Source organism: Kitasatospora sp. NPDC056184 (genome assembly GCF_042268405.1).
In the GTDB taxonomy this organism is placed as follows: domain Bacteria; phylum Actinomycetota; class Actinomycetes; order Streptomycetales; family Streptomycetaceae; genus Kitasatospora.
In genome coordinates this window covers 93,830-114,028 of the sequence record NZ_JBHJUI010000020.1, presented here as the reverse complement: position 1 = coordinate 114,028, position 20,199 = coordinate 93,830, and the positions used below count along the sequence as shown (strand labels likewise).

Below are 20,199 nucleotides of genomic sequence, written 5' to 3'. Positions count from 1 at the left end.
GGCGGGCTCCTCGCTGAGTGGCGGCGGACAGGCGTCCGGGAGGAAAGTTACCGTCTGGTAGGTCAGTCGTCACCCGCCCCGGTGTGTGAGCTGGCCGACGTGTTCCCGGGGTCCGGGGAGCCCCCTGCGGAGGGCTCCCCGGGGGCTCCGGAGCCCGGCAGGCCGACCCGCAGCCGGTGGCGCAGCAGCGCCCAGCGCCCGGCCGCGCCGCCCTCGCCGCCGACCGCCGCCACCTCGGAGCCGGACCGTCCGGCCGCGGCCGCCGCGGCCACCGCCACCGGCAGCACGGCCCCGCCCGGGACCGTCCCGCCCGGCCGTTCCTCCTGCGGCCAGAGGTCCAGCGTGGCGCAGACCGAGGGCAGCACGGCCATCGCGGCCGTCGCGTAGCCCTGGGCCGAGGGGTGGTAGCGGTCGGCGGCGAACATCTCCGGACGGGCCGCGAACTCGGGGCCGAGCAGCGAGCCGAGCGAGACCGTCCGGCCGCCCGCCTCCACCACCGCGATGGTCTGCGCGGCCGCCAGCTGGCGGCTCAGCCGACGGGCCACCCAGCGCAGCGGCGGGCGGACCGGCTTGATCGTCCCGAGGTCCGGGCAGGTGCCGACCACCACCTGGCAGCCGGCGGCGCGCAGCGCGGCGACCGTCTCGCCGAGCTGGCGCACCGCGAGCTCGGCCGGGCTGTGCCGGGTCACGTCATTGGCCCCGACCATGATCACGGCGACGTCGGGGCGGTGCGCCAGGGCCTGGTCCAGCTGCCCGGCCAGGTCGGCGGAGCGGCCGCCGGTGAACGCCACGTTGACCAGCCGGACCGGTCGCTCGGCGACCGAGGCGAGCCCGGCGGCGAGCAGCGCGCCCGGTGTCTCGCGGGACCGCAGCACCCCCAGGCCGGCCGCCGTGGAGTCGCCGAGGAAGGCCATCACCAGCGGCGGCTGCGGCGCGGCGGAGGTGTCGGCGAAGGCCTCCCCGTAGACGCCGTCGGCCTTCGGCGGAGTGCCCTCCAGGATGCCGATGGCCTGGACGGCCAGCCTGCTCTCGGTCAGCAGCAGGCCCACCAGGCCGACGCCCAGCACGCCGAGCCCGCCCCCGCCGTACGCCGCCGCGGTGGCGATCCGGCGGGCCACCCGGGCCCGCGACCCCTGTGCCGTTGACATCCGGTGCCCCCTTCGCGTCCTCGTGCCACCCGGTGACGGGCCGCTCCCGATGCGTGTACACCCCTAGTACCCGCGATCGGCCCGGCCTACGACGGGGGTGGTCCGTTCGTGGGGCGTACGGGCCGGACGGGGCCCCTGGTACGGCCTAGGCTTTGCAGTACCGAAAGCGCCACGTGCATGCCCACAGCCACTGCATGCCCACAGACCGGGAGGACCCCCCGTGCGGTACCACGACTCGATCATCGACCTGGTCGGCAACACCCCGCTGGTCAAGCTGAACAAGGTCACCGAGGGAATCAGCGCGACCGTGCTCGCCAAGGTCGAGTACTTCAACCCGGGTGGTTCGGTGAAGGACCGCATCGCGATGCGCATGATCGAGGCCGCCGAGGCCTCCGGCGCCCTCAAGCCCGGCGGCACCATCGTCGAGCCGACCTCCGGCAACACCGGTGTCGGCCTGGCGATCGTGGCCCAGCAGAAGGGCTACAAGTGCATCTTCGTCTGCCCCGACAAGGTCTCCACCGACAAGATCAACACGCTGCGCGCCTACGGCGCCGAGGTGGTCGTCTGTCCGACCGCCGTCGCCCCCGAGCACCCGGACTCGTACTACAACGTCTCCGACCGCCTGGTCCGTGAGACCCCGAACGCCTGGAAGCCGGACCAGTACTCCAACCCGGACAACCCGGCCTCGCACTTCCACTCCACCGGTCCGGAGCTGTGGGAGCAGACCGAGGGCCGGATCACCCACTTCGTGGCGGGCGTCGGCACCGGCGGCACCATCTCCGGCACCGGCAACTACCTGAAGGAGGTCTCCGGCGGCAAGGTCCAGGTGATCGGCGCCGACCCGGAGGGCTCGGTCTACTCGGGCGGCACCGGCCGGCCGTACCTGGTCGAGGGCGTCGGCGAGGACTTCTGGCCGACCGCCTACGACCGCACCGTCGCGGACGGGATCGTCGCCGTCTCCGACAAGGACTCCTTCCAGATGACCCGCCGCCTGGCCAAGGAGGAGGGCCTGCTGGTCGGCGGCTCCTGCGGCATGGCGGTCGTCGCCGCGCTGGAGGTCGCCCGCGGGCTCGGCCCGGACGACGTCGTCGTGGTGCTGCTGCCGGACGGCGGCCGCGGCTACCTGTCGAAGATCTTCAACGACGACTGGATGGCCGACTACGGCTTCCTGCCGTCCGCCACCGACGAGGCGCACATCGGCGAGGTGCTGGCCCGCAAGGACGCCATCGAGCACGAGGGCATCCCGCAGTTCGTCCACATGCACCCCAACGAGACGGTCTCCGAGGCGGTCCGGGTGCTGCGCGAGTACGGCGTCTCGCAGATGCCGGTGGTCTCGCCGGGCGCCGGCCACCCGGACATCATGGCCGGCGAGGTGATCGGCTCGGTGGTGGAGAAGCTGCTGCTGGAGGGCGTCTTCGCGGGCGACATCCAGCTGACCGACACCCTGGACAAGGTGATGTCCAAGCCGCTGCCGGTGGTCGGCTCGGGCGAGACCGTCACCAACCTGATGACGGTGCTGGAGAAGGCCGACGCCGCGGTGGTGCTGGTGGAGGGCAAGCCGCAGGGCATCGTCACCCGCCAGGACCTGCTGGGCTTCCTGACCGGCAGCCGCGCCGGGCACTGAGGCCAGGTCAGCCGCCGACCCCGACCCGGCGGCTGGGGACTCCCGGGGCGAGGACCTGCGGGGCGGAGGTTCCGTTTCCGGGCGAACTGGTACACCGGCGTCATCTCCGTGCAGCACGGGCTTAACACGGCTGCGCCATCGTTGTGCTCACGGCAAGACGCCGAGCGAGACGGGCGGTGACCGACCGGGAGCGGCTCCCCGGTGGCGCGGACCGTCTCGGGCACGACGGTCGGTCCTGATCCGACCGGTGGTGTCCCTGCCCGTGGAGACGCCGTCGTCCCGCCCCTGCCCGGCTCCGGCCGGAGGCCAGGGTGAGGCGGCTCCCCGGGCGACCGCGCCGCTTGGCGCGTCTCCGCGGCTCCCGGGTGGGGGAGTCCGGCGGAGGCGGCGGGGCCGGCCCTCCACACGGAGGGCCGGCCCCTTCCGTGCCCGTGCTCCCCCGCCGGCGCGTTCCCGTAGTCTCACTGGCATGACCAGCACTGACACGACCGGCCAGGACAGCCCGCGCTACGTCCGGCTCAACATCGAGCTCATCGCGGAGATCACCGACGAGGGCGCCCTCAAGGCGGCGGCCCTCCAGCAGGTGGCCGAGGACGCTTACCTCGACGACGACGAGCGCGCCCAGTCCGTCGAGGCCATCGAGGTGGACCCGTCCGGCTCGCTCGCCCACTTCATCGACCCGGTGGCGCTGCTCGGCGACGTCCCGGGGATCGAGCTCGCCTCGGCGACCTGGGAGTCGGCGAAGACCGACTTCGACCCGGAGAGCGACGAGTGGGACGAGTACGTGGTGGAGGAGTCCGCCGAGTAGGCGCTTCCGTCACGGCCCGTGAAGGCCCGGTCTGCTGTCCGCAGGCCGGGCATTTGTCCATATTTGGCGCGCAGTTTCGGATTCTCGTACCATCGCAAGCCGTTGGTGATGGAACCGTGAACGCACGGATTGCGTTTCTGTATCCGTAATGCCCGGATGATGAGCAGGGAGTGGGCGACGTGACGGCACGGGAAGGCCAGGGCCGAGCGGCCGGCAGCAACTGGAGCCGGCGCGGCGTGCTGGCGGGTCTGATCGGTGCCCCGGTCCTGCTGCTGGCGGCCTGCAACGACAGCAAGAGCGCCGACACCGGCGCCGGCACCGGTGGCAGCGGCGGGTCGGGCGGCACCGGCACCCCCGCGGGCACCGGCACCGCGGCGGGCACCGGCGGTACGGCCACCGGCGGCGCCCAGCCCACGCCCAGCGCCACCAGCACCCCGACCCCGAAGACCTCGGCCGCCGTGATCACCGTCACCCCGGCCGACGGCGCCACCGCCGCCAGCTTCAGCGACCCGGTCCGGGTCGCCGTCGCGGGCGGCGCCCTGACCACGGTCAAGGTCACCGACTCCACCGGCAAGGCGCTGGCCGGCGAGCTGTCCGCCGACGCCACCGTCTGGACCTCCTCCGCGGCCCCGGCCAGCGGCACCAAGTACACGGTGGCCGCGGCCGCCCTCGACAAGGAGAAGCTGGAGGCCGACGCCAACGCCGTCTTCACCACGGCGACCCCGGCCAACACCTTCGTCGGCTACTTCACCCCCGAGGACGGCTCGGTCGTCGGCGTCGGCATGCCCGTCTCGATCAACTTCAGCAAGCCGGTCACCGACCGCAAGACCGTCCAGCAGGCGATCACCGTGATAGCCGAGCCGGGCGTCGAGATCGTCGGGCACTGGTTCTCCAGCACCCGCCTCGACTTCCGGCCGCAGCAGTACTGGGCCAAGGGCACCAAGGTGACCGTCAAGCTCCGGCTGAAGGACGTCCAGGGTGCCAAGGGCGTCTACGGCACCCAGTCCAAGGACGTCCGCTTCACGATCGGCCGCGCGCAGACCAGCGTCGCCGACCTCGCCGCCAAGAAGCTCACCGTCACCACGGACGGCCAGGTCAGCGCCGTCTACGCGATCTCCGGCGGCTCGCCCGAGTACCGCACCTGGGGCGGCAAGATGGTGATCACCGAGCAGTACCAGCAGACCCGGATGAACTCGCAGACGGTCGGCCTCGGCAGCGAGTACGACATCCCGGACGTGCCGCACGCCCAGCGGCTCAGCACCTCCGGCACCTTCATCCACGGCAACTACTGGTCCCCGGCCTCGACCTTCGGCGGCCAGAACACCAGCCACGGCTGCGTCGGCCTGCGCGACGTCAAGGGCGGCCAGGACGCGAGCGCGGACGGCTACAAGTTCTTCAAGAGCTCGATGGTCGGCGACGTCGTCGAGGTCGTGAACTCCGGCGACAAGACCGTCGCGCCGTCCAACGGCCTCAACGGCTGGAACATGGGCTGGGCCGACTGGAAGGCCGGCAGCGCGGTCTGACGCCCCCGGCGGGCGCCGGAACCCCGCCGGGCCCCCACCGGAACCCCGCGGGACTCGGCCGGGACTCGGCCGGAACCCCGCCGGGATTCCTCCGGGGAGGACAGAACCCCGCCCGCCCCCCGAGGAGTCAGGGGGGTGTGAAACGCGAGCAGAGAGAGCGCCTGGACGCCGAGTTCAGCGCGTTCGTCGTCGGCAACGGACCCCGGCTGGCCAGGCTGGCCGAGCTGCTGACCGGTGACCCGCACCGGGCCGGGGACATCGTGCAGTCCGCGCTGGAACGCGCCTACCTGCACTGGCCCAGGATCACCGCGAACGCCGACGACCCGGCCGCCTACGTCCGGCGGATCGTGGTCAACCAGCACCGCGACTGGTGGCGGCGGCTGCGCAACCGCGAGCTGCCCACCGACCGCGCGCCCGACCGGCCCGGGCCGGCCGACTTCGCCGAGCAGCAGGCCCAGCGGGCGCTGCTGCACCAGGCGCTGGCCGCGCTCACCCGGCGCGAGCGGGCGGTCGTGGTGCTGCGGTACTACGCGGACCTGAGCGAGGCCGAGACCGCCGCCGAGCTGGGGATCGCGCCGGGCACGGTCAAGTCCACCCTGCACCGGGCGCTGTCGAAGCTGCGCGCACGGCCCGAGCTCGCCGACCGCACCGGCGGTCCGGCGGGCCACGACCCGAGCGACATCGAGGTGGCGGTATGAGCGACGACAGGAGTTTCGAGCAGCGGCTCGACGGGCTGCTCAAGCAGGGGGAACGGGCCCCGGGGGCGGCCGGGCCCGACCCGGCGGCGGTGATCGCCGGGGCCCGGCGGCGCAGGGCCCGGCGGCGGATCGGCACGGGGGCGGCCGCGCTCGCCGTCGCGCTGCTCTGCGGCGGGACGGCGCTGACCGTGCGGGACGGCCGGCCGCCGGGCGGGGCGACGGCGGCGGGGGCGCCGACGGCCGTCGTGCTCCCCGGCGGGGGCGGCGGGACGGCCCCGGGCGCGGGCGCCACCGGGACGGCGCCACCGGCGGTTCCGGCGGCGCCCGCGGCGGAGCCGCCCTCCGGCACGCCGAAGCCGAGGCCGACGCCGGAGTCGCCGGTCAGGCGGGTGGCGCCCGGCGAGCAGGTCACGATCGCCGACGGCCTCCGGATGAGCGTCACCGCGACCGGGTCCTGCGTCGAGGCGTGGGAGAGCGCCACCGGCGGATGGGAGAAGCCGTTCGGCTGCCGCGACGCCACCAGCGACAACCTCGACCACAGCCGGCCCACCGTCGGCGCGCAGAGCCTGGGCCACCGGGGCGGCACCGCGGTGACCGGGATGTACCTGGGCCCGGCGCCCGCCCGGATCGTGGTCGAGCTCAAGGGCACGCAGGCCGTCGCGACCCTGGTCACCACCGCCGGGATGAACGGCTGGACCGCCTACTACGCGGTGCTCCCCGATGCCGTCTCCGATCCCGTCGGCCCGAACGGGGGCGGCGGCTCCCCGGCCGTCGCGGCCTGGGCCGCCGACGGGACGCGGCTCGCGGACCTGATCGACCCGCGCCGGCCCGACCCGTGGGCCACCGCCGGCGGCGGGACGGCCACGCCGTCCGCGCCCTGACGGCGGGCGGGCGCCCGAACGCGACGGCCGAAAACCGCCGGACGCCGGGCCGGGCCGGGGACAGGGTGGAGCCATGACGACGACCACCGCCCCCACCCCGTCCGTGCTCACCGTCCGGGCGATCGACCCGGCCGTCCACCGCGAGCTGCTGGAACGCGACGACGCCGGCCGTCCGCCCGTGCGCTCCGTCGACGGGACCGGCGGTGCCCCGCTGCGCTGCTGCCTCACCAGGGCGCGGGCCGGGGAGCGGATCGCCCTGGTCTCCTACGCGCCGCTGCGGCGCTGGGCCGCCGTGACCGGGGCCGAGCCCGGCCCGTACGACGAGCGCGGCCCGGTCTTCGTGCACGACGGGCCGTGCGCCGGTCCGGCCGGACCGGGCTGGCCGGGCGGCTTCCACAGCGGTCGGCGGGTGCTGCGCGCCTACGACCGGCGCGGGCACATCCTCGGCGGCGAGCTGGTGGAGCCGGAGACCGCGGAGGAGGTCGCGGCGGGGGTGCTGGCCGACCCGGAGGTGGCCGTGCTGCACGTCCGGGCGGTGGAGTTCGGCTGCTTCATGCACGAGGTCCGGCGGGGCTGACCCCCGCCGGCCGGGTGCTCAGGCCCGCTTGGCGTAGTCGACGTAGCCCTGCCAGTCCAGGACGACCGCCGGCTCGTCGCCGACCACCCAGGCGTCGTGGCCGGGCGCGCAGAGCATGAAGTCGCCGGGGCCGAACTCGTCCTCCTCGCCGTCGTCCATGACGACCTTCAACCGTCCGGAGAGGACGTAGCCGGCGTGGGAGGCCTGGCAGCTGTCCGTCCCGGCGATCGGCTTGACGTGCTGGGACCACTGCCAGCCGGGCTGGAACACCGCCCGTCCGACGCCCCCGCCGTCCAGGTGAACCAGGCGCATCTCGCCCTTGTCCGCCTCGAACGGGCGGACCTCGTCGGGATCGGTGTCGAAGTTCCTGCGGATGAGACCGGCCATGAGGTGCTCCTCGGGACAGGGGCGGCCCCGTCACCAGGGACGGTGACGCGGCCGCCCTACCGGTCCTTCCAGTCTGCGCCCGCGGGGCCCGGCTCGGGAACCTTGCGTGACGAAGGGCCTCGGACACCCTCCGTGACGCCCGGCCTCAGGCCTCCGTGCGGGCCACCCCGATCGGGCAGCTGGCGCCGGTGCCGCCGAGGCCGCAGTAGCCGTTCGGGTTCTTGGCGTCCGAGAGGTACTGCTGGTGGTACGGCTCGGCCGGGTAGAACGGGCCGGCCGGGGCGATCTCGGTGGTGATCGCGCCGAGGCCGAGCGCGGTGAGGGCCGGCTGGAAGGCGTCCCGGGTGGCGGTCGCGGCGGCGGCCTGGGCGGGGGAGTGGGTGTAGAGCGCGGAGCGGTACTGGGTGCCCACGTCGTTGCCCTGGCGGTTGCCCTGGGTCGGGTCGTGCGCCTCCCAGAAGGTCTTCAGCAGCCGCTCGTAGGAGACCACCGCGGGGTCGTACACCACCCGGACCGCCTCGGTGTGCCCGGTCAGGCCGCTGCACACCTCCTCGTACGTCGGGTTCGGGGTGTGGCCGCCCTGGTAGCCGACCAGCGTGGTCCAGACGCCGGGCAGCCGCCAGAACGTCCGCTCGGCGCCCCAGAAGCAGCCCAGCCCGAAGTCCGCGACCTCAAGACCGTCGGGGTACGGGCCGGTCAGCGGGTGGCCGAGCACGGTGTGCGGCTCGCGCAGCGTGAACGCCGGGGCCTCCCGGCCGGGCAGCGCCTGGGCGGCGGGGACGAGCGAGGTCTTGTGGCGGTTGAACAGCACGGCCTGCTCCAACGGTTCGGGGAGGGTTGCGGACGTTCCAACACGGCCGGACACCGGGGGATTCCTGGCGCGCGGCGGCGACCCGGCGGCGACCCGGCGGCTTCCGTCCGTCGGCCGACTACGCTCGGAGCATGACCGAGCACCAGCTTCCCCAGGGCTTCGAGACCCTCGCCATCCACGCGGGTCAGGAAGCAGACCCCCAGACCGGGGCCGTCGTCACGCCGATCTACCAGGTGTCCACCTACAAGCAGGACGGGGTGGGCGGCCTGCGGGGCGGCTACGAGTACAGCCGCAGCGCCAACCCGACCCGCACCGCGCTGGAGGAGTGCCTCGCCGCGCTGGAGGGCGGTGCCCGCGGCCTCGCCTTCGCCTCCGGCCTCGCCGCCGAGGACACCCTGCTGCGCACGATCCTCAAGCCGGGCGACCACATCGTGATCCCCAACGACGCCTACGGCGGCACCTTCCGGCTATTCGCCAAGGTGCTGACCCGCTGGGGCGTCGAGTTCTCCGTGGCCAACACCCAGGACCTCGCCACCGTCCGCGAGGCGCTGCGCCCCAACACCCGCGCGGTGTGGGTGGAGACCCCGTCCAACCCGCTGCTGGGCATCACCGACCTGGCCGCGCTGGCCGAGATCGCGCACGGCGCCGGCGCGCTGCTGGTGGTCGACAACACCTTCGCCAGCCCGTACCTGCAGCAGCCGATCGCGCTCGGCGCCGACGTGGTCGTGCACTCGACCACCAAGTACATGGGCGGCCACTCGGACGTGGTCGGCGGCGCCCTGGTGATCGCCGAGGCGGGCCTCGGCGAGGAGGTCGCCTACCACCAGAACGCGATGGGCGCGGTCTCCGGCCCGTTCGACGCCTGGCTGGTGCTGCGCGGCATCAAGACCCTCGGCGTGCGGATGGACCGGCACAGCTCCAACGCCGAGAAGGTCGCCGAACTGCTCGCGGGCCACCCGGCGGTCAGCCAGGTGCTGTACCCGGGTCTGCCCGAGCACCCCGGCCACGACATCGCCGCCAAGCAGATGAAGGCCTTCGGCGGCATGGTGTCGTTCCGGGTGAACGGCGGCGAGGAGGCGGCGGTCGAGGTCTGCAACCGGGCGCAGCTGTTCACCCTCGGCGAGTCGCTGGGCGGCGTGGAGTCGCTGATCGAGCACCCGGGCCGGATGACCCACGCCTCGGTGGCCGGCTCGGCGCTGGAGGTGCCGTCCGACCTGGTGCGCGTCTCCGTCGGCATCGAGTCGATCGACGACCTGCTGGCCGACCTCAAGCAGGCGCTGGGCTGAGGCCCTACGCGCCGCCGGCGCCCTGCCGGCCCGCCGTGTACTCCTCCATGGAGTGGTTGAAGCGGGCCAGCAGGGCGCAGAACGCCCGCTGCTCCTCGTGCGGCCAGTCGGCGACCAGCCGGCGGGTCAACTCGGTTCTCCCGGCCCGGACTTCGGCCAGCCGGCCGGCGCCGAGCGGGGTCAGCGCGAGCCGGACGGCGCGCCGGTCGGCCGGGTCCTGCACCCGGCCGACCAGGCCGGCCGCGACCAGCGGCGCGACCTGCCGGGTGACGGTGGAGGAGTCGACGCCCAGCGCGTCGGCCAGGGCCTTGACGTTGGCCGGGCCGAGGCGCTCCAGCCGTTCGAGCAGCAGGTAGGCGGCCCGGACCAGGGCGGCCACCCCGTCGGATCCGCGGACCTGTTCCATGCGGCGGGCGAACAGGGCCAGCTGGTACTGGAGTTGGGTGTGCACGGGGTCGGTGAGGTCGGTGGCCTGGGGCGAGGTCGTCGTCATCGCGGCTCACGATCGTCGTGCGGTGAGGAAGGCTCAGGACCAGCAGAGTACGCGGGCCGGGCGGGCCCGGGAACAGGGCCGACGTCCCCGAACCACGTGTCGCGACGGCCTAGGCTGCTGTCATGCACAGCTGGCCGATCACCCTCGACGACGTCCGCGGCGCCCAGAAGATGCTCGCCGGGGTCGCCCGGGTGACGCCGATGGAGGGCAGCCGCCACCTCTCCGCGCTGGTCGGCGCGCCGGTGCACCTGAAGTGCGAGAACCTCCAGCGCACCGGCTCGTTCAAGCTGCGCGGGGCGTATGTGCGGATCGCGGGCCTCTCCCCGGTGCAGCGGGCCGGCGGGGTGGTCGCGGCGAGTGCCGGGAACCACGCCCAGGGGGTGGCGCTGGCGGCCGCGCTGCTCGGGGTGCGCTCGACGGTCTTCATGCCGGTGTCCGCGCCGCTGCCGAAGATCGCGGCGACCCGGGAGTACGGCGCCGAGGTGCGGCTGCACGGGGCGACCGTCGACGAGGCGCTGCAGGCGGCGCAGCGGTACGCGGAGGCCGGCGGCGCGGTGTTCATCCACCCGTTCGACCACCGGGACGTGGTGATCGGGCAGGCCACCGTCGGCCTGGAGATCCTGGAGCAGTGCCCCGAGGTGCGGACCGTGCTGGTCGGGGTGGGCGGCGGCGGCCTGCTGGCCGGGATCGCGGCGGCGGTCAAGCCGCTGCGGCCGGACGTGCGGGTGATCGGGGTGCAGGCGGCGGCCGCGGCCGCGTACCCGCCCTCGCTGGCGGCGGGGCACCCGGTCTCGCTGGAGCGGTTCGCCACGATGGCGGACGGGATCATGGTCGGCCGGCCGGGGGACGTCCCGTTCGAGATCGTCAACACCCTGGCGGACGGTGTCCGGACGGTCTCCGAGGACTCGCTGTCCCGGGCCCTGCTGCTCGGCCTCGAACGGCTGAAGCTGGTGGTGGAGCCGGCCGGGGCGGCCCCCGTCGCGGCGCTGCTGGAGCGGCCGGACTCCTTCGAGGGGCCGGTGGTGGCGGTGCTGTCCGGCGGCAACATCGACCCGCAGCTGATGCAGCGGGTGCTGCGGCACGGTCTGGCGGCGGCCGGCCGGTACCTCTCGCTGCGGGTGCGGCTGGCCGACCGGCCGGGCGCGCTGGCGGGCCTGCTCGGGGTGCTGACCAGGGTGGACGCCAATGTCCTGGACGTCGCGCACGTACGGGTCGATCCACAGCTGGGGCTGACCGAGGTGGAGGTGGACCTGCACCTGGAGACCAAGGGGCCGGAGCACTGCGCGGTGGTGCTCGGCGAGCTGCGGGGCGCGGGGTACGTGGTCACCCGGTAGGGGCCGGCCGGGGGAGCGGCGGCCGCTCCTTGACGCGATATATCGCGGCTGCCAGACTCGCGATACATCGCGTTCTGTCCCCGTGGCGGCGGGAACGAGTCGCTCGCCTGCCCGCATTGGGGGCACAGTGGGACAGACCGCGCAGTTCCGCCCGTTCCTCCGAGGAGATGAGGCAGGCCCATGGCGCCAGCCATCCAAGCCGAGAACCTGGTCAAGACCTTCGGTGACGTACGAGCCCTGGACGGCGTCAGCCTCGACGTCCCCGAGGGCACGGTGCTCGGGCTGCTCGGCCCGAACGGCGCCGGCAAGACCACCACCGTGCGCGTCCTCACCACCCTGCTCCAGCCCGACTCCGGCCACGCGACGGTGGCCGGCGTCGACGTCCTCAAGCACCCGAACCGGGTCCGCAGCCTGATCGGCCTCTCCGGCCAGTACGCCGCGGTCGACGAGTACCTCACCGGCTTCGAGAACCTCCAGATGGTCGGCGAGCTCTACCAGATGCCCGCCCGCGCGGCGAAGGCCAGGGCGCTCGAACTGCTGGAGTGGTTCAACCTCACCGAGGCCAAGGACCGCACCGCCAAGACCTACTCGGGCGGCATGCGCCGGCGCCTCGACCTCGCCGCCGCCCTGGTCGTCCGGCCGCCGGTGATGTTCCTGGACGAGCCCACCACCGGCCTCGACCCGCGCAACCGGCTCGCCCTGTGGGAGGTCATCGAGACCCTGGTCGAACAGGGCACCACGCTGCTGCTCACCACCCAGTACCTGGAGGAGGCGGACCGCCTCGCCCACGACATCGCCGTGGTCGACCACGGCAGGGTGATCGCGCGCGGCACCGCCGACCAGCTCAAGGCGCAGATCGGCGGCGAGCGGATCGAGGTCGTGGTGCAGCGGCCCGACCTGGTCGGCGAGGCGGTCGAGGCGCTCTCCTCCTACGCGATCGGCGAGCCGGCGGTGGAGAAGAACACCCGGCGGATCACCGTCCCGGTCAGCGGCGGCGCGCGGGTGCTGGCCGACGTGATCCGCGAGCTGGACTCCCGCTCGATCGAGATCGCCGACATCGGCCTGCGCAGGCCGACCCTGGACGACGTCTTCCTCTCGCTCACCGGCCACCACACCGAGGCCGAGGCCGAGGAGGGCGCCGGGGGCAAGGGGCGCGGGCGGGGCGACGGCTCCGGCGCCGGCAAGCAGGCCGTTCCGGCCGGGAAGGAACTCTGAGATGGCCACCGCGACCGAGCACGCCATCGGCGGGGCGGTACCCAAGCAGCGCCGGGGCGTGGACGCCGTCCTGCACGACTCCTGGGTGGTCGCCAGGCGCAACCTGCGCCGGATGACCCGGATACCCGAGATCGTGGTGTTCGGCCTCATGCAGCCGGTCATGTTCGTGCTGCTGTTCTCGTACGTCATGGGCGGCGCGATCAAGATCCCCGGGACGCAGTCCAGCTCCTCGGCGTACATCCAGTTCCTGATGGCGGGCATCTTCGCCCAGACCGTCACCTTCGCGGTGGCCGGCGCCTCGGCGGGCATCGCCGAGGACATGTCCAAGGGCCTGGTCGACCGGTTCCGCTCGCTGCCGATGGCCCGCTCGGCGGTGCTGGTCGGCCGGACCCTGGCCGACCTGTGCCAGACCGCGTTCACCCTGGTGGTGCTGGCCCTGGTGGCGCTGCTGGTCGGCTGGCGGATCCACGAGGGGCTGCTGTCCGCGCTGGGCGCGTTCGGGCTGCTGCTCCTGCTCGGCTACGCCTTCTCCTGGATCGGCGCGCTGATCGGCCTCTCGGTGCGCAGTCCGGAGGCGGCCACCTCCGCCGGGCTGATCTGGCTCTTCCCGCTGACCTTCATCTCCAACGCCTTCGTGCCGGTCAGCTCGATGCCGGGCTGGCTGCAGGGGATCGCCTACTGGAACCCGTTCAGCGCCACCGTGCAGGCCTGCCGCAACCTGTTCGGCAACCAGGTGGGCCCGGTGGACGACGTGTGGCCGATGCAGCACGCCGAGCTGGTGTCGGTGCTCTGGTCGGTGGTGATCACCGCGGTGTTCTCCTGGCTGTCGGTGCGCAAGTACCGCTCCTCCACCCGCTGAGCCGGTCCCGGGCGCGCGAAAGGGCGGCCGCGGCGCGACGCCGCGGCCGCCCTTCGCACGGGCGGGGGTGGGATCAGCCGGAGTAGGGCTTGACCTCGACGATCTTCACCATGGCCTGCTTGCCGTTCGGCAGCTCGTAGGTCGCCTCGTCGCCGATCGTCTTGCCGTCGATCGCGCGGCCGAGCGGCGACTGCGGCGAGTAGATGTCCAGGTCGTCGTCGCCGACCTCGCGCGAGCCCAGCAGGAACTTCATGGTGTCGTCCTCGTCGCCGTCGAAGGCGACCGTGACGACCATGCCCGGAGCCACCACGCCGGAGTCCGCGGGAGCCTCGCCGACCTTGGCGCGCTCCAGGATCTGGGTGAGCTGGCGGATCCGCAGCTCGTACTTGCCCTGCTCCTCCTTGGCGGCGTGATAGCCGGCGTTCTCCTTGAGGTCACCCTCCTCACGCGCGGCCTCGATCTTCTGCGCGATCTCGATCCGCCAGGGGCCGGTCAGGTGATCCAGCTCGGCCTTGAGCTGGTCGTAGCCGGACTGAGTGAGCCAGGTCACGTTCTCGCTGGTCTGGGTCACGGGTGCTCCTCGTAGGTGCTGGGGCTGTGCTGAGGGTGTGAGTCGTCAGCGTGTTGAGTGGTGCTGATATCGGTCTTAACTACAAAGCAACGCCCGCTCCCGTACCAGCTGGTGCGGAAGGGGCGAAACCACGAGCCTAACAACTCCCGCCGACAATCGGGAGGGTCGTTGGCGCGCCATTGACGACAGCGTTGCGCCAAGGTGTACAGGATCGGCGGGCCGGACTCCTCTACGGATGCCCGTTCTCCTGAGCGGATATGCCTGGCGCTCCGCTACTCGGGAGTACAGCCCAGCAGCTCGGCGGTGGTGCCGCGGGCGGTGGTCCGCAGGCTCACCACGGCGTCGTACGCGGAGCCGGCCGCCGGGACGGGGAAGTCGGCCACCCCGACCACCGCGCCGTCCTCGCCCTGCGAGCGGACGGTGCAGCTGCCGGCCGTGCCGTCGCTCTTGCGCACCGCCAGGTGCAGCTGGAGTTCGGTGTCGGAGAGCGCCTGGAAGGTCGGCACGGTGCCGTTGATCTTCGTCTCGCGGATCAGGTAGGAACCGCCCAGCCAGGCGATCAGGCCCAGCATCACCACCCCGCAGACCGCGCCGACCACCTTGAGCCGGCGGTCGTTCTCGCGGTCGCCGCGCCGCCCGTAGCGGTCCTCGGGCAGCTGCGGGGGCCGGGTGCCAGCGCTCATCGGGCTCAGTCCTCTCGTGGGGAGGGGGCCGCGCGGGTGGTGCGGGGGGAATGCGGTGCTCCTCCAGTCCGTCACTATAGGAGGGGCGCGCCCGCGGCCGTTCCGGCGGGGGCGGGCTCGGCCGTGTCGGCGCCCCGCGCGGCGGCCGGCCCTGCGGTGACGCGGCCCCGAGAGCGGCTCAGACGGTGGGCAGACCGGCTTGCGCGGTACGCCCGACATTTGTGGAAGGAACGCACGCGTTGAGTGAGCAGTTGCGACTGATGGCGGTGCACGCCCACCCGGACGACGAGTCCAGCAAGGGCGCGGCGACCATGGCCATGTACGTCGACCAGGGGGTGGACGTGCTGGTGGCCACCTGCACCGGGGGAGAACGCGGTTCGGTCCTCAACCCGAAGCTGCAGGGCAAGCCGGAGATCGAGGAGAACATCCACGAGGTCCGGCGCAAGGAGATGGACGAGGCCCGCGCGATCCTCGGGATCAAGCAGGCCTGGCTGGGCTACGTGGACTCCGGCCTGCCGGAGGGCGACCCGCTGCCCCCGCTGCCCGAGGGCTGCTTCGCCCTGCAGGACGTCAAGGAGGCGGCCGAACCGCTGGTCCGCCTGATCCGGGAGTTCAAGCCGCAGGTCATCACGACCTACGACGAGAACGGCGGCTACCCGCACCCCGACCACATCATGACCCACAAGATCACCATGGTGGCCTTCGACGCGGCCGGCGACCCCGACGCGTACCCGGGGGCCGGCGACCCCTGGCAGCCGCTGAAGCTGTACTACAACCACGGCTTCCCGATGGGCCGGATCCGCGCCCTGCACAAGTACCTCTCCGAGAACGGCCACGAGTCCCCCTACGGCGAGTGGATCGCCGGCTGGGAGAAGAGCGGCCGCGTGGAGCGCGAGATCACCACCCGGGTCCGCTGCGACGACTGGTTCGAGACCCGGGACCGCGCGCTGATCGCGCACGCCACCCAGATCGACCCGGACGGCCCGTGGTTCCGCGTCCCGCTGGAGGTCCAGCGCGAGGTGTGGCCCACCGAGGACTACGAGCTCGCCCGTACCCTGGTCGACGTGGACCTGCCGGAGGACGACCTGTTCGCCGGCCTGCGGACCCCCAGCCTGACGGCCGAGTCGGCCGACACGCGGGACTGAAGTACCCCCCGACGGCCCGGCTCCCCGTGAGCCGGGCCACCATAGAGATATGAGTGCCCCCGTGAACCTCACCCACCTCGCCGTCCAGCTCGCCGTCGACGACGCCAAGGTCACCCCCGGCCTGCTGGGCTTCCTCGTCTTCGCCGCCCTCGGCGTGGCCACCTGGTTCCTGGCCAAGTCGATGAACAAGCAGTTCAAGCGGGTGAACTTCGCCGAGGAGCCGGAGACCCCGAAGGAGTGAGGCCGGGCCCCCTCCGACGCGCGGATGCGCAAGGATGGGGGGCATGCCGAACCGCCTCGCCGACGCGACGTCGCCGTACCTGCAGCAGCACGCCGAGAACCCGGTCGACTGGTGGCCCTGGGGGCCGGAGGCGTTCGAGGAGGCGGCGCGCCGCGGCGTCCCCGTGCTGCTCTCGGTCGGCTACGCGGCCTGCCACTGGTGTCACGTGATGGCGCACGAGTCCTTCGAGGACGCGGGGACGGCGGAGTACCTCAACGAGCGGTTCGTCGCGGTCAAGGTCGACCGGGAGGAACGGCCGGACGTCGACGCCGTGTACATGGAGGCCGTGCAGGCGGCGACCGGGCAGGGCGGCTGGCCGATGACCGTCTTCCTGACCCCCGGCAAGGAGCCGTTCTACTTCGGCACCTACTTCCCGTCCGAGCCCCGGCACGGCATGCCGTCGTTCCGGCAGGTGCTGGAGGGCGTCCACGCCGCCTGGCGGGACCGGCGGGACGAGGTCGGCGAGGTGGCCGCCCGGATCCGGGCCGACCTGGCCGAGCGGGCCTCCGTCTACGCGGTCGGCAGCGGGGTGCACCAGCCGCCGGGGGAGGCCGATCTGCACCAGGCGCTGGTCGCGCTCAGCCGGGACTTCGACCCGCGGCACGGCGGCTTCGGCGGGGCGCCCAAGTTCCCGCCGGCCATGGCGATCGAGTTCCTGCTGCGCCACCACGCCCGGACCGGCTCGCAGGCCGCGCTGGAGATGGCCGTCCGCACCGGTGAGGCGATGGCCCGCGGCGGCATCCACGACCAGCTCGGCGGCGGCTTCGCCCGGTACGCGGTGGACGCCGGCTGGGTGGTCCCGCACTTCGAGAAGATGCTGTACGACAACGCGCTGCTGCTGCGCGCGTACCTGCACCTGTGGCGGGCGACCGGCTCCCCGCTGGCCCGCCGGGTCGCGCTCTCCACCGCGGACTTCCTGCTGCGCGAACTGCGCACCCCCGAGGGCGCGTTCGCCTCCGCGCTGGACGCCGACAGCCTCGACGAGGAGACCGGGGCCACCGCCGAGGGCGCCTACTACGTCTGGGAGCCGGGCCAGTTGGTCGACCTGCTCGGACCCGCCGACGCCGCCACCGCCGCCCGGCTGTTCTCGGTCACCGCCGGCGGCACCTTCGAGCACGGCACCTCCGTCCTCCAGCTGCTCGCCGACCCCGAGGACGCCGCCGAGTACGAGGCGATCCGCGCGCGCCTGCTGGCGGCCCGCGCGGACCGCCCGGCGCCAGCCCGGGACGACAAGGTGGTCGCCGCCTGGAACGGACTCGCGATCGCCGCCCTCGCCGAGACCGGCGCCCTGCTGGAGCGCCCCGACCTCGTCCGGGCCGCCGAACGCGCCGCCGACCTGCTGCTCGCCGTCCACCTCACCCCCGAGGGCCGGCTGCTGCGCACCTCCCGGGACGGCCGCCCCGGCGCCAACGCGGGGGTGCTGGAGGACTACGCCGACACCGCCGAGGGTTTCCTCGCGCTGTTCGCCGTCACCGGCGAGGCCGAGTGGCTCCAGCTCGCCGGCGGTCTGCTCGACACCGTGCTCAAGCACTTCGCCGACGAGGCGACCGGCGCGCTGTTCGACACCGCCGACGACGCCGAGGAACTGATCCGGCGCCCGCAGGACCCGACCGACAACGCGACCCCGTCCGGCTGGACCGCCGCCGCGGCCGCCCTGCTCACGTACGCCGCGTACACCGGCTCGGACCGCCACCGGACCGCCGCGGAGCGCGCGCTGGGCATCGTCGGGGCACTCGCCGCGCGCGCACCGCGGTTCGTCGGCTGGGGCCTGGCCGCCGCCGAGGCGCTGGCCGACGGCCCCCGCGAGGTCGCGGTGATCGGCCCGGCCGGCGACCCCGGGACGGCCGCGCTGCACCGCACGGCGCTGCTGGGCACCGCGCCCGGCGCCGTGGTCGCGTTCGGCGAGCCGGGCGCCGGCAGCGACGAGGTCCCGCTGCTCGCCGGGCGGCCGCTGGTCGACGGCGCGCCCGCCGCCTACGTCTGCCGGCACTTCACCTGCGACGCGCCGACCACCGACCCGGCGGCCCTCGCCGAGCGGCTGGGAGCGGCCGAGGCCGGGTAAACCGGTGGGCACCGGCGGAGCGGCGGGGGAGGATGGGGCATGCCCTGGACCCTCAGCACCTCCCTCGACGACTTCCGCGGCCGGGCCGGCGGCTTCCTCGCCGCGAACCCGGCCGAGAACACCGTGCTGCTCACGATCACCGACCGGCTGACGGCGCGCGGCCCGCGGTACTACGGCGACGGCGCGCCGGTGTTCGGCTGGTGGAGCCCGGAGCCGGACGGGCCGGTCGCGGGGGCGTTCCTGCAGACCCCGCCGTTCGCCCCGCGGCTCGGGCTGATGCCCGAGCGGGCGGCGGCCGAACTGGCCGTCGAACTCGCCGGCACCCGGGACGGGGCCACCCCGCTCGCCGGGGTCGGCGGCGGGGCGGCGGTGGTGCGGGCGTTCGGCGACGCGTGGGCCGGGGCCACGGGGGCCACCGCCACCGTCAGGACCAATGAGCGGCTCTACCGGCTCGGTGAGCTGACCGGCCCGCCGCGCCCGCCGGCCGGCCGCCCCCGGCTCGCCGGGGCGGCCGACCGCGAGCTGCTGATCCGCTGGTTCGACGCCTTCGCGGCCGAGGTGGACATCCGGATCCCCGACACCGCGATGGTGGTCGACGACCGGACCGCCGGCGGCCAGCTGCACCTGTGGGAGGACGGGGCCGGGCGTCCGGTCGCGGTGGCCGGGGCCAGCGCGGTCGTCGCCGGGATGTCCCGCATCGGCCCGGTGTACACCCCGCACGAGGCCCGCGGCCGCGGCTACGCCAGCGGCGTCACGGCCGCCGCCTCGGCCGCCGCCCTCGCCGGCGGGGCCCAGGAGGTGCTGCTGTACACGGACCTCGCCAATCCGACCAGCAACGCGATCTACCAGCAGATCGGCTACCGGCCGGTGGCGGACTGCCTGGAGCTGGCCTTCGGCGCCTGACGCCTGACGCCTGACACTTGACGCCCGGCGCCCGGCGCCCGGCGTCCTGAGGCCGCCGTCCGCGGCCCGGCTCTGCGGGGAACCGCCCCGGGCGGGGCGGCGTCGCACCGGAGGGGTGGACCGGCGGCCGGGGGGAGCCCGAGGGTGGACGCGGTACTCGGATGGGTGGGGCGGCTGAGCCCGGCGCAGGCGGCGGCGGGTGCGCTGGGCGGGAACCTGGCGCTGTTCGCGCTGGCCCTGCTGGCCGGCGCTCTGCTGGTGCACCGCTTCGGCGACCGGCGGGTGACCCCGCCGCCCGCGCCGCCCGACCACCGGGAGCGGCTGCTCACGGTGGTCGCGGTGCTGCTCAACTCGGCCGTGGGCCTGGTCGGCTGGCAGCTCTGGCGGGCCGGCTGGATCCGGCTCACGGCCGACGCGGGACCGCGCGCGGTGGCCGACCTGCTGCTGTTCTCGCTGGTGATGGACGCGCTGATGTACGGCGGGCACTGGCTGGCCCACCGCCGCCGGCTCTACCGGCTGGCCCACGAGCTGCACCACGCCTATCCGGACCCGCGCCCCGCCACGCTCTTCGTGCTGCACCCGCTGGAGGTGCTGGGATTCGGCGGCGCGTGGATCGCGGTGCTCTGCCTCTGGCCGGGAATGTCCGCCCTCGCGCTGGCCGGCTACATCGGCGTCAACCTGGTCTTCGGCCTGCTCGGACACCTCGGGGTGGAGCCCTTCCCGGTTCGGATCCGGCGGCTCGCGGTGTTCCGCTGGGTGGCGCTGCCGATGTTCCACGCCGGCCACCACGCCGATCCGGCGGTCAACCTGGGCTTCTACACCACGGTCTGGGACCGGCTGTTCGGCACCGTCGACCCCCGGTACGACACACGCCGCGCCGCCCCGGACGTGACGCTCGGGTGATCCGGCGG

Annotated in this window: 21 protein-coding genes; 15 read left to right on the top strand and 6 right to left on the bottom strand. The window is 73.9% G+C overall.

Annotated features, from left to right (window positions below; all coding sequences use genetic code 11):
• Positions 1–62: 62 nt before the first annotated feature.
• Positions 63–1,148, bottom strand: a complete 1,086-nt coding sequence (locus ACFC0B_RS30965; protein ID WP_376093215.1) for an SGNH/GDSL hydrolase family protein — start codon at positions 1,146–1,148, stop codon at positions 63–65.
• Positions 1,149–1,368: 220 nt separating this feature from the next.
• On the opposite strand from ACFC0B_RS30965, the gene ACFC0B_RS30960 reads away from it, so the two are divergent.
• The 6 genes from ACFC0B_RS30960 (at position 1,369) to ACFC0B_RS30935 (ending at position 7,259) form a co-directional block, all read left to right on the top strand.
• On the top strand, positions 1,369–2,772 hold the full coding sequence (locus tag ACFC0B_RS30960) for a cystathionine beta-synthase (protein WP_376093212.1): 1,404 nt from the start codon (positions 1,369–1,371) through the stop codon (positions 2,770–2,772).
• 469 nt (positions 2,773–3,241) lie between these two features.
• Positions 3,242–3,580: a hypothetical protein gene (locus tag ACFC0B_RS30955; RefSeq protein WP_376093209.1), complete on the top strand. Its 339-nt coding sequence runs from the start codon at positions 3,242–3,244 to the stop codon at positions 3,578–3,580.
• A 179-nt stretch (positions 3,581–3,759) separates the two neighbouring features.
• Entirely contained in the window at positions 3,760–5,103 is a 1,344-nt protein-coding gene (locus tag ACFC0B_RS30950; RefSeq protein WP_376093206.1) for an Ig-like domain-containing protein, read from the top strand.
• A gap of 137 nt (positions 5,104–5,240) precedes the next feature.
• Positions 5,241–5,801 carry a SigE family RNA polymerase sigma factor gene (locus tag ACFC0B_RS30945; RefSeq protein ID WP_376093203.1) on the top strand — a complete coding sequence of 187 codons (561 nt, stop codon included), beginning with the start codon at positions 5,241–5,243 and terminating at the stop codon, positions 5,799–5,801.
• A complete protein-coding gene (locus ACFC0B_RS30940) occupies positions 5,798–6,682 on the top strand; it encodes a hypothetical protein (protein WP_376093200.1) in 885 nt (294 codons plus the stop codon). Before ACFC0B_RS30945 ends, ACFC0B_RS30940 begins: the two co-directional genes overlap by 4 nt.
• A gap of 73 nt (positions 6,683–6,755) precedes the next feature.
• On the top strand, positions 6,756–7,259 hold the full coding sequence (locus ACFC0B_RS30935; protein ID WP_376093197.1) for a DUF1203 domain-containing protein: 504 nt from the start codon (positions 6,756–6,758) through the stop codon (positions 7,257–7,259).
• 18 nt (positions 7,260–7,277) lie between these two features.
• Here the strand turns inward: ACFC0B_RS30935 and ACFC0B_RS30930 are convergent, their stop codons facing one another.
• Positions 7,278–7,646 carry a cupin domain-containing protein gene (locus ACFC0B_RS30930; protein WP_376093194.1) on the bottom strand — a complete coding sequence of 123 codons (369 nt, stop codon included), beginning with the start codon at positions 7,644–7,646 and terminating at the stop codon, positions 7,278–7,280.
• Between the two features lie 145 nt (positions 7,647–7,791).
• A complete protein-coding gene (msrA, locus tag ACFC0B_RS30925) occupies positions 7,792–8,457 on the bottom strand; it encodes a peptide-methionine (S)-S-oxide reductase MsrA (protein ID WP_376093191.1) in 666 nt (221 codons plus the stop codon).
• A 131-nt stretch (positions 8,458–8,588) separates the two neighbouring features.
• Here msrA and ACFC0B_RS30920 point away from each other — a divergent pair, with 131 nt between their 5' ends.
• Entirely contained in the window at positions 8,589–9,743 is a 1,155-nt protein-coding gene (locus ACFC0B_RS30920) for a cystathionine gamma-synthase (protein ID WP_376093188.1), read from the top strand.
• Between the two features lie 4 nt (positions 9,744–9,747).
• On the opposite strand, the gene ACFC0B_RS30915 is transcribed toward ACFC0B_RS30920, so the two are convergent.
• The gene (locus ACFC0B_RS30915; protein WP_376093185.1) at positions 9,748–10,236 is read right to left on the bottom strand and encodes a MarR family winged helix-turn-helix transcriptional regulator; all 489 of its coding nucleotides are present in this window, start codon (positions 10,234–10,236) and stop codon (positions 9,748–9,750) included.
• A gap of 122 nt (positions 10,237–10,358) precedes the next feature.
• Between ACFC0B_RS30915 and ilvA the strand changes: the two genes are divergently transcribed.
• The 3 genes from ilvA (at position 10,359) to ACFC0B_RS30900 (ending at position 13,644) form a co-directional block, all read left to right on the top strand.
• A complete protein-coding gene (gene ilvA, locus ACFC0B_RS30910; RefSeq protein WP_376093182.1) occupies positions 10,359–11,570 on the top strand; it encodes a threonine ammonia-lyase in 1,212 nt (403 codons plus the stop codon).
• A gap of 180 nt (positions 11,571–11,750) precedes the next feature.
• Entirely contained in the window at positions 11,751–12,785 is a 1,035-nt protein-coding gene (locus ACFC0B_RS30905) for an ATP-binding cassette domain-containing protein (RefSeq protein ID WP_376093178.1), read from the top strand.
• Between the two features lies 1 nt (position 12,786).
• Entirely contained in the window at positions 12,787–13,644 is an 858-nt protein-coding gene (locus tag ACFC0B_RS30900; protein WP_376093175.1) for an ABC transporter permease, read from the top strand.
• A 73-nt stretch (positions 13,645–13,717) separates the two neighbouring features.
• Here ACFC0B_RS30900 and greA read toward each other — a convergent pair whose 3' ends face one another.
• Both greA and ACFC0B_RS30890 read right to left on the bottom strand, forming a co-directional pair.
• Positions 13,718–14,215, bottom strand: a complete 498-nt coding sequence (gene greA, locus ACFC0B_RS30895) for a transcription elongation factor GreA (protein WP_376093172.1) — start codon at positions 14,213–14,215, stop codon at positions 13,718–13,720.
• Positions 14,216–14,487: 272 nt separating this feature from the next.
• Positions 14,488–14,898, bottom strand: a complete 411-nt coding sequence (locus ACFC0B_RS30890; RefSeq protein ID WP_376093169.1) for a DUF4307 domain-containing protein — start codon at positions 14,896–14,898, stop codon at positions 14,488–14,490.
• Between the two features lie 239 nt (positions 14,899–15,137).
• On the opposite strand from ACFC0B_RS30890, the gene mca reads away from it, so the two are divergent.
• The 5 genes from mca (at position 15,138) to ACFC0B_RS30865 (ending at position 20,191) form a co-directional block, all read left to right on the top strand.
• Positions 15,138–16,043, top strand: a complete 906-nt coding sequence (mca, locus tag ACFC0B_RS30885; protein WP_376093166.1) for a mycothiol conjugate amidase Mca — start codon at positions 15,138–15,140, stop codon at positions 16,041–16,043.
• A gap of 49 nt (positions 16,044–16,092) precedes the next feature.
• Positions 16,093–16,284 (top strand): hypothetical protein, encoded by a 192-nt coding sequence (locus tag ACFC0B_RS30880; RefSeq protein WP_376093163.1) that lies wholly within the window; start codon positions 16,093–16,095, stop codon positions 16,282–16,284.
• A gap of 43 nt (positions 16,285–16,327) precedes the next feature.
• Positions 16,328–18,385 (top strand): thioredoxin domain-containing protein, encoded by a 2,058-nt coding sequence (locus ACFC0B_RS30875; protein WP_376093160.1) that lies wholly within the window; start codon positions 16,328–16,330, stop codon positions 18,383–18,385.
• A 39-nt stretch (positions 18,386–18,424) separates the two neighbouring features.
• Entirely contained in the window at positions 18,425–19,288 is an 864-nt protein-coding gene (locus ACFC0B_RS30870; RefSeq protein WP_376093157.1) for a GNAT family N-acetyltransferase, read from the top strand.
• A 144-nt stretch (positions 19,289–19,432) separates the two neighbouring features.
• The gene (locus ACFC0B_RS30865; RefSeq protein ID WP_376093154.1) at positions 19,433–20,191 is read left to right on the top strand and encodes a sterol desaturase family protein; all 759 of its coding nucleotides are present in this window, start codon (positions 19,433–19,435) and stop codon (positions 20,189–20,191) included.
• Positions 20,192–20,199: the final 8 nt, after the last annotated feature.